Origin of the sequence: Ilumatobacter sp. (assembly GCF_049588435.1) — a bacterium.
In the GTDB taxonomy this organism is placed as follows: domain Bacteria; phylum Actinomycetota; class Acidimicrobiia; order Acidimicrobiales; family Ilumatobacteraceae; genus Ilumatobacter_A.
This window is the reverse complement of sequence record NZ_JBAVYV010000137.1, coordinates 1-8,862: the sequence shown is the minus strand read 5'-3', so window position 1 is coordinate 8,862 and position 8,862 is coordinate 1. Positions and strand designations below refer to the sequence as shown.

The 8,862-nt window shown below is 67.2% G+C and carries 6 protein-coding genes and 1 pseudogene; 4 read left to right on the top strand and 3 right to left on the bottom strand.

Annotated elements, in window-relative coordinates:
* Together WBV89_RS05340 and WBV89_RS05335 are read right to left on the bottom strand one after the other, a co-directional pair.
* Window positions 1–492: pseudogene (locus WBV89_RS05340) on the bottom strand (hypothetical protein); the annotation flags it as partial.
* A gap of 30 nt (window positions 493–522) precedes the next feature.
* Window positions 523–1,878 (bottom strand): aromatic ring-hydroxylating oxygenase subunit alpha, encoded by a 1,356-nt coding sequence (locus tag WBV89_RS05335; RefSeq protein WP_423980303.1) that lies wholly within the window; start codon window positions 1,876–1,878, stop codon window positions 523–525.
* A gap of 147 nt (window positions 1,879–2,025) precedes the next feature.
* Between WBV89_RS05335 and WBV89_RS05330 the strand changes: the two genes are divergently transcribed.
* The 4 genes from WBV89_RS05330 to WBV89_RS05315 all read left to right on the top strand — a co-directional run bounded on the left by WBV89_RS05330 (window position 2,026) and on the right by WBV89_RS05315 (window position 8,077).
* The gene (locus tag WBV89_RS05330) at window positions 2,026–2,697 is read left to right on the top strand and encodes a hypothetical protein (RefSeq protein ID WP_423980302.1); all 672 of its coding nucleotides are present in this window, start codon (window positions 2,026–2,028) and stop codon (window positions 2,695–2,697) included.
* Window positions 2,698–2,750: 53 nt separating this feature from the next.
* On the top strand, window positions 2,751–3,269 hold the full coding sequence (locus WBV89_RS05325) for a cupin domain-containing protein (RefSeq protein WP_423980301.1): 519 nt from the start codon (window positions 2,751–2,753) through the stop codon (window positions 3,267–3,269).
* Between the two features lie 71 nt (window positions 3,270–3,340).
* Entirely contained in the window at window positions 3,341–5,338 is a 1,998-nt protein-coding gene (locus WBV89_RS05320; protein ID WP_423980300.1) for a phage holin family protein, read from the top strand.
* A 27-nt stretch (window positions 5,339–5,365) separates the two neighbouring features.
* Entirely contained in the window at window positions 5,366–8,077 is a 2,712-nt protein-coding gene (locus WBV89_RS05315; RefSeq protein WP_423980299.1) for a cation-translocating P-type ATPase, read from the top strand.
* Window positions 8,078–8,080: 3 nt separating this feature from the next.
* On the opposite strand, the gene WBV89_RS05310 is transcribed toward WBV89_RS05315, so the two are convergent.
* Window positions 8,081–8,862 (bottom strand): alpha/beta hydrolase family esterase (locus WBV89_RS05310; protein ID WP_423980298.1); only part of this gene is annotated, 782 nt, incomplete at its 5' end.

Below are 8,862 nucleotides of genomic sequence, written 5' to 3'. Positions count from 1 at the left end.
GGCCGCGACGGCCGACGCGACGAACTCGGTGGTGGGGAAGTCGGCGCCGACGAGCGTCGCCCCGCCGGCTGTTCGTGCGGCGAGTGTGGCGACGACGGCACGGTCGCCCATCCATGCGATCAACAGCGCGACCACGGTGCTGGCTGCTACCGATCCGAGCCAGAGCATCAGCAGGAGCCGCCAGCGCCTCCGCCACAGGACGACCACGACGACGAACAGCGGCACGAAGGTCGCCATGATCTGTGCGGTACCGAGGACCGCTTGCTCCACCGAGTCGGGAATCCGTCCGACCCCGTCGACGATGTCGTTCTCGATTCCCGAGATCGTTCCGTCGGCGAACGCGGCGGCGAAGAGTCCGACGGCGACGAAGACGAGCCCAAACAGCAACCGCACGAGATCGACCGGAGACCACTTCTGTCGTCGGGCCGGTGGAGGGAAGAGAACGACCGTCGGCACCTCGGAGGCGCCTCCATCGATCACGGTGTTGCTCACGGACCCCTGAGCTTAGAGCGGGGATCCCGATCAGCCGGGGAGGTGATGGCAGAGCCAGTCGTGGTAGTGCTGCACCCGGACCTCGTCGTCGCAGAGTCGGGCGGTGTCGAAACCGCGTGAACGCATCCCGGCCTGCACGTCACGGATCAGGTGTACGTCCTGGTCGATGGTGATCGTCATCGACTTGCGACCCTCGATGATGTCGTCCTGGGTGAACCCGTCGTGCTCGGGGCGTTCTGCCGGTGCCCGGTCGTCGCGGGGGTGGGGTTCGAAGGTCACCCCGGCGGCTTCGGACACCGCTGGATCGGGTTGGCGATGGAATGACAACTTGTCCCACCAGCACTTGTTCGGGTCGGTCGGATGCGGGCGGGCGCGCATGATGATGGCGTCGTCGGGCTGCAGCGTGACGATCGTGTTGGGGAACACGTTGTACTGCTCGATGTCGGTGAGTCGCTCGTCGCTCAACGCGGCATAGTCGTATCCGAGGCGCGGACCGTGTTCGCGACGCAGGCGTTGCACGTCGAGGCGGATGTCGAGCACCCGTCCGGTGTAGTCGGCGGCGTCGATGCCGTACCGCTGCAGCGCCATCGTCATGTAGAGGTTCGGGTCCTCCGGGATGTCGAGGCGGGTGTTGACCACGTGCCCGTCGATGATCAAGCCGGTGTGACCGCGGTCGTACAGGTGGATCTCGGCCGTCGGACAATCGAACACTTCGGCGTGTTGGGGGTGGATGTGTTCGACGTGGTAGAGCTCGCCGAAGTTGTCGACGACCGCCTTCCAGTTCGCATCGAGTTGAACCGTCTGATCGGCGGTCAACGTCATTCCCGCCAGGTCGTACGGAGCGATCGCGTCGACGAGTGGACCGAGGAACTCGAGCAGCGGGGGAGCGTCGGCATCGAGACAGACGAACACCATGTCGCTGAATGCCTCGACCCGGATCGGCCGCAGCGAGCGGGCCGCGCAGTCGACGGGAGGGGTGAAGCGGTCGGCGTCGGGAACGACGCTCAGCCGTCCGTCGTTCTCGTACGTCCAGCCGTGGTACGGGCAGACGAACTGGCGCGACCAGCCGCGGTCGTTGACCATCACCCGGGCGCCGCGGTGTTGGCACACGTTGTAGAACGCTGCGAGTTCGCCGTCGTCGGTGCGCGACACCAGCAGCGACTCGTCGCCGATCTCGAGCACGAGGTACTCGCCCGGCTCGGCCACGTCGCGCTCGAGCCCGGCGAACAGCCAGGTTCGCGGGAACAGCTCGTCGAACTCGCGCCGGAGCCAGTCGGTGTCGATGTAGCGCGCTGCGGTGATCGGGTGCGGGCCACTGGGCGCCGCATCGTGGACGATCGTGGCTCGGGCGGAGACCGGTGGGGCGGTGGGGCGAATGGTCGACATGGATGCTCCTGACGAAGGGCCCCATGTTGTCAATCCGGCGACGACTCGGTCGAAGCGGCAGGAGGCCGCCGGACTCCGCGTGTGCGTCTCGGATCCCGACCGCGTGGGATGCAGAGCTCACCCGTTCCAGCGTGGGAACATCGAGGGATGTACGCGATCGCCACCTTTCTCGTCGTCGCCACCCTGTCGTTGGCGTTCACCCGGGTGGCAGCGGGTGCACTCATCGCGACAGGGCTTCCGGCCGACGTCGCATCCTTCCAGGCGCGGTCTGCGTTCAGCGGTGCCGGCTTCACCACGACCGAGACCGAGAACGTCGTCAACCACCCGGGGCGGCGCAAGATCATCGCAACGACGATGTTCGTCGGGAATCTCGGCACCCCGACGCTCGTGGTGACCGTGCTCGTCGGTTTCCTCGCCCCTGGTCCGGGCAACACGACGGAGCGGACGATGGTGACGATCGCCGGTCTGGTGCTCGTCGTCATGGCCGTCGCGAACCGGCCCGCCCAGCGCGCCCTCGCCCGAGTCGGGCAACGGGCCGCACGCAGCCGGCTCCTCCCGCACCTCGAGGAACAATTCGCCGAGCTCTTCGTCATCGGTGACGACTTCGTGATCGGCTCGGTGCGGGTCGCCGACGAACCGGAACCCACGGTGCGCAGTCTGCGCGGCATGAACGAAGCACTGCCGAGCGTGCAGGTCCTCGGCGTACGCACGGGTACCGGCTACTTCGGCCGTCCGCCCGTTGACGTCCGACTGGATTCAGGCGACGAGATCATCATCTACGGCCGCCGCAGCGATCTCGAACACATCAACGAAGTGTGATGCGGCGGCGTTCGTCGAACCGGGACCGACCGCGACCTGGCAACATTGGCCGGATGGTCGATCCACGTCCCGATCCGGCACACCTCGTCGAACTGCTCGGAATGAAGCCACACCCCGAGGGTGGACACTTCGTCGAGACATGGAAGCACGGCACGACGGCAGAGCGCCCTGCCGGAACCGCGATCTACTTTTTGCTGAGGGCCGGCGAGGTCTCGCACTGGCATCGGGTCGACAGCGCCGAGATCTGGCACCACTACGCCGGCGATTCTCTCGTGTTGTCATCGTGGACCGACACGACGCCCGTCGAGCGCCGGGTTCTCGGTGTCGACTTCGACGCCGGTGAGCGACCGCAGCTGGTGGTCGCTCCAGGGGAATGGCAGTCGGCGCGAACTCTCGGAGAGTGGACCCTCGTCGGATGCACAGTGTCGCCCGGGTTCGACTTCGCGCACTTCGAGCTCGCGCGTCCCGGTTGGGAGCCACCGACCTTCGACGGTCATGATCGGAGTGTCGGATCGACCCCCACGAGCGCCACCGATTCGCGATTCGACCCGACGCAGGGAGCAGCACCATGAACTCGACGACTCCGGCGTCGCCTCCAACTCTCCCGATCGAGCAGCGCTCCCCCCGGTGGCGGATCGCCCGGATGGTGGTCTTGGGAGTCGCTCAGGCACTGGTGCTGGTGCTGCTCGCCGCGCTGCTCGACGACTTCACGGTCGATGGACTGTGGGGGGCGTTGCTCATGGTCGCCGCGCTGAGCGTGTTGAACGCGTTCGTCTGGCCGTTCGTGATCAGGGTGACGTTCCGGCTGGTGCTGTGGACGGTGGGCCTCTTCACGTTCGTCCTGAATGCGGCGTTCATCGCGATCGCCGCGGACCCGATCCCCGGGGTGGACGTCTCGTCGGCATGGACCGCCTTGGCGATCGCGCTCGTGTTGACCTTCGTCAACATCGTGGTCGGCGGCGCGCTCAATGTCGACGGAGATCACGTCTGGCGCAGCAAGGTCGCGCATCGCGTGATCAAGAAGACCGACCCGCCGGAGCCGACCGACGTCCCGGGATTCCTGTTCGTCCAGATCGACGGTCTCGGCCACGACGTGCTCAGCGAGGCGATGGCATCCGGTGACGCGCCGTTCCTCTCCCGACTCGTGTCATCGGGGACCCATTCGATGCACCGGTGGGAATGCGACCTCTCGTCGCAGACCGGTGCGATGCAGGCGGGGATCCTGCTCGGCGACAACCACAACATGCCCGCCTTCCGGTGGTACGAGAAGGACACCGGTCGGATCATGGTCACGAACCGACCCAAGGACGCGTCCGATCTCGAGGAGCGGCAGTCGTCGGGTGACGGGCTGCTGGTCGGCGGCGGAGCGTCGCGGGCGAACGTGTTCACGGGTGACACCGACGACGCGATGTTCACCTTCAGCGCCGTGACCGACAAGAGTCTGTCGCGAGACCGCTTCCTCTACGTCGTCGCGACGCCGTACGCACTCTTCCGCATCATCCTGCTGATGGTGACCGACATCTTCCGCGAGAAGCGCGCAGCACGTCGGGCCATCAAGGACGGGGTCCAACCGCTCGGCCACCGCGGTGGGATCTACCCGCTGCTGCGCGCCGCCACGACGGTCGGCCTGGCCGAAATCACCTGGGCGGTGCTCGTTGCCGATCTCGCCCGTGGTGTTCCGTCGGCGTACGTCGACCTGGTCGGCTACGACGAGGTGGCCCACCACTCGGGGATCCGAGCACCCGATGCGCTCGCCACGCTCCGCCGAACCGACGCTCAGTTGGAGCGGTTGCTCACCACGCTGCCGATGGCGCCGCGTCCGTATCACATCGTCGTCCTCTCCGATCACGGCCAGACCCAGGGGGCGACGTTCGAGGACCGGTACGGCGAGACCCTCGATGCGGTCGTCCAACGACTGGCCAGTAGCGGTGTGACCGCTCCCGTCCTGGCCGAAGAGGGCTGGAACAACGTCAACGGCTTCCTCAGCGATGCTGCGGGAGACCCGTCGACGTTGGGCAAGGCCGTCAAGGCGGTGACGAAGCGGCAGACTTCCGACGGCGAGGTGAAGATCGGACCCGACACCCAGAACACCGTCGAGGTGGACGACGAGGGTGTCATCGTGCTCGCGTCGGGCAACCTCGGGTTGGTGTCGTTCACCGAGATCCCCGGGCGCGCGACCCGCCAGCAGATCGAGCGCACCCACCCGGGTCTGGTCGAGGGAGTTCGACGCCACCCGGGTGTGGGTCTGGTCCTCATTCGTGACGAGGTGGACGGTGACGTGGTCCTCGGTCCCGACGGCTCCCACCGCCTCACCGACGATCACGTCGAGGGGGTCGACCCCCTCAATTTTTTTGGGCCGAACGTCGCCGACCATCTCCGTCGCACGAGCAGCTTCGACAACTGCCCTGACCTCCTGATCAACAGCTTCTACGATCCCGAGGCGGACGAGGGGGCGGCGTTCGAGCCGTTGATCGGATTCCACGGTGGCCTCGGCGGTGAGCAGAGCCGTCCGTTCATCCTCGCCCCGGCCGGTCTGGCCCAACCGACCGAACCGCTCGTGGGTGCCCGCTCGATTCACGACCTCTTCAAGTCGTGGTTGCGCCAGACGCAGGGCGACCGGACATCGGAGGCGCACGCGTAGTTCGCGCCCATCGGCAATACTCACGAAATGTCCGACCTGAAGACCCCCGGTTCAGTGCCCGAAACCGAATGGTGTGCGGTCGACGCCGAGCACGCACTCGGGGTGCTCGATGTCGACGCCACGACCGGTCTCGACGACAACGAGGTCACGACGCGTCGATCGGCATACGGCCCGAACAGCCTTCCGTCGGTTGCGGGCCCGAGCATGCTCTCGGTCGGGTGGCGTCAGATCACGAACCCGATGACGTTGATGCTGATCGGGGTCATCGTCGTCGGAATCCTCGCCGAACAGACGAGCACGACGATCGTGGTCGCAATCCTCGTCACGCTGAACGTCGTCCGCGGAACCGGCCAGGAGATGAAGGCGCAGGCGAGCGTCGATGCGCTCTCCCAGTTGCAGGTGCCGTCGGCCCGGGTTCGTCGGAGTGGTTCGACCGTCGAGATCGACTCGGTCGACCTGGTCCCCGGAGACATCGTGTTCATCGAGTCGGGCGACCTTGCGCCTGCCGACGGACGAATCGTCACGTCGGCGAATCTCGAGATGCAGGAATCCGCCCTGACCGGCGAGAGCGCACCGATACCGAAGGGAACCGCGACCCTCGAGCCCGAGACGGGACTCGGCGACCGGACCAACATGGTGTTCCAGAACACGCTGGCGACCCGCGGCACCGCCACGCTCGTGGTCACGGCGACCGGGTCCTCCACACAGATGGGGCGGATCGCGGGGATGGTCACCGACGTGCAACGCGTCCGATCCCCGCTCCAGGTCGAACTCGATCGGCTGTCGAAGATCCTCGGTGCGCTGGCGCTGGTCGCGGTGACGGTCATCGTCGGCGTCGGCCTCTCACGCGGGCTCGACCTCGACAGCGTGCTGGTCCTCGGGATCGCCACGGCGATCGCCTCCATCCCGACCGGCCTCCCGACGTTCGTCCAGTCGATGCTCGGCTCCGGATCGCAGCGACTCGCCGAGCAGCAGGCTGTCGTCAAGACGCTCGCCGACGTCGAGACCCTCGGTGGGACCACCGCGATCAACAGCGACAAGACCGGAACATTGACGCTCAACCAGATGACGGCAACGTCGATGCTGGCGGCGGGACGCTGGTACAAGATCGATGGCGACGGCTACAGCAAGACGGGTGTGATCCTGCAGGTGGCCGGCGAGGATCATCCCGGATTCCAGCGGCTCGGTCTCGGATTGACGCTGTGCAGCGATGCGACGGTGGCCGATGACGGCACGGTCGTCGGCGATCCGACGGAGGCGGCGCTCGTCGTCCTGGCGGCCAAGATGGGGATCGACGCGGAGGAGACCCGGCGCGCGTTCCCGCGCGTCGCCGAGGTTCCGTTCGACTCGGCCTACAAGTTCATGGCGACATTCCATGACGCACCCGCGGGGCTCGATGGTCCGACCGTGGGGTTGGTCAAGGGCGCACCCGATGTCGTTCTCGGTCGGTGCAGCACCGCGCTGTGGCGAGGAGAGGAGGTGCCGATCGACGATGTTCGCGATGAGATCATCGCGAGCAACCGACAGCTGTCCGAGCGTGGGCTCCGCGTGCTCTCGTTCGCGTATCGCACGTTGACGGACTCGAACGCCGCGGGCCTGAACGACGATCCGATGGCACTGGTCGACGAGCTGATCTTCGTCGCACTCGTCGGGATCATCGATCCGCTGCGACCGTCGGCGAAGGAAGCGGTCGCCACGGCGCATCGGGCGGGAATCGATGTTCGGATGATCACGGGCGATCACACGATCACCGCACGTGCGATCGCCGACGATCTCGGGCTCGGCCCCGGTGTCGCCACGGGTGCTGAGATCCGTGCGATGAGCGACGAGGAGTTGTCCGCCCGGCTCGACGACCTCCACGTCTTCGGTCGGGTCACGCCCGAGGACAAGCTGCGCCTTGCCGCGCTGATGCAGGCCGCTGGCGACCGTGTCGCGATGACCGGCGACGCCGTCAACGACGCAGCAGCGCTCAAGCAGGCCGACATCGGCGTCGCGATGGGCAGCGGGAGCGAGGTCACGAAACAGGCCGCGAAGATGATCTTGATCGACGACAACTTCGGCACGCTGGTGAAGGCGGTCGAGCTGGGTCGTGACATCTACCGGCGGATGTCGGCCTACATCGGCCTCCAGCTCACGGTGTTGGCGGCGGTCCTCGAACTGATGCTGCTCGCGACCCTCTTGGACGTCAACGACGGTGTGGGTCTGACGCCGACCCTGTTGCTCGCGGCGAAGTTCGGTGTGGTGTTCACGGTGGTGCTCGGCTTGATGAGCGACATCGCGGATCCGACGGTGATGGACCGCGGGCCACGGGATCCGAACGAGCGGATGGTGACGCTGCGGGCGGCGGGTCGATGGGCGCTGATCGGACTGCTGATCGCACTTCCGGCGCTCGGACTGGTGATGTGGGGACCCGGCGAGCCGAGCCCCGTCGATCCGTCGGTGTCGATGACCATGGCATTCGCGGTGGTCGGCCTGGCCGCCGCGTTGCTCGGCCTCGCCTCGCGCCGGGTGATCGAGCCGGCCTGGGCCGAACCGCTGATGCCGTTCATCAAGTGGACCGGATTCGGCGTCGCGTTCGTGTGGGTGGGGATCGAACTCCCGATGATGCAGCGGATCCTGGGCACTGTCTCGCTGACGGCGTGGCAGTGGCTCGTGGTCGCCCTCCTCGCCCTGCCCTCACCGGTGGCCGTCGAGATCGACAAGGCCCTCCGACGAGCCCGCGGAGCGCACGCGGACTGAACGTCACGGTGCGGTGAGGCAGCGTGCGACGGGATCGTCGGCATCGGCAACGGCGCCGAGGACCACGCACGTGAGGTCGGGTGACGCGATCACGTCGCCCTCGCCGCCGACGTCGGGTCGCCCGGGCCAGCGGTGGCCTCCGCCGACGTAGGTCAACATGTCGACCGTGTTCGCCGACTCGCCACAACCCGTCCAGCGTTGCTGGTGGAAGCCGTCAGTCGTCGCCCCGTCGGTCGCCGCGCCGCATCCCAACCGTGTCGCCCAGGTCTCCGCGAGATCGGGCGACGACGGCAGGGTCGCCCCACTCGCCGCATCGATCGTCAACCCGTCGTAGGGGACCACGAGGTCGGCGGTGCCGTGTGCGATGACGACATCGAGTCCGGTCACCGTGTCGCACAGCGGGGGAGCGACCGCAGCGTTCATCACGATGCCGGCGAGGTGTTCCTGGAGCGCGCAGGTCTGGACTCCGATGAATCCCGCTCCGGCCGAGTATCCGGCGAGCCAGATCCGGTCGGGATCGACGCACGGGTCGCTCGCCAGGTCGGCGATCAGTTCCGCGGCGAATCCGGCATCGTCGACCGGCCCGCCGCCCAACTCCCAGGTCGGAGGTTCCCCGAGTCCGAACGGCACGACGACGGACACCCCGTGCTCGGCGGCTTCGGTCAGCAGGCCGGTGTCGGACGCGAACTCATCGGCGACACCGGCGAAACCGTGGAACAGGACGACGGTCGGCGCCGGGTCGCTACTCGCTGCCGTCGGGGCGGGGGCGACGAGCACCTGTCGCT

Coding starts and splice junctions, on each gene's coding strand:
- WBV89_RS05335 (WP_423980303.1), bottom strand. CDS start 1,878: ATGTCGACCATTCGCCCCACCGCCCCACCGGTCTCCGCCCGAGCCACG.
- WBV89_RS05330 (WP_423980302.1), top strand. CDS start 2,026: ATGTACGCGATCGCCACCTTTCTCGTCGTCGCCACCCTGTCGTTGGCG.
- WBV89_RS05325 (WP_423980301.1), top strand. CDS start 2,751: ATGGTCGATCCACGTCCCGATCCGGCACACCTCGTCGAACTGCTCGGA.
- WBV89_RS05320 (WP_423980300.1), top strand. CDS start 3,341: ATGGTGGTCTTGGGAGTCGCTCAGGCACTGGTGCTGGTGCTGCTCGCC.
- WBV89_RS05315 (WP_423980299.1), top strand. CDS start 5,366: ATGTCCGACCTGAAGACCCCCGGTTCAGTGCCCGAAACCGAATGGTGT.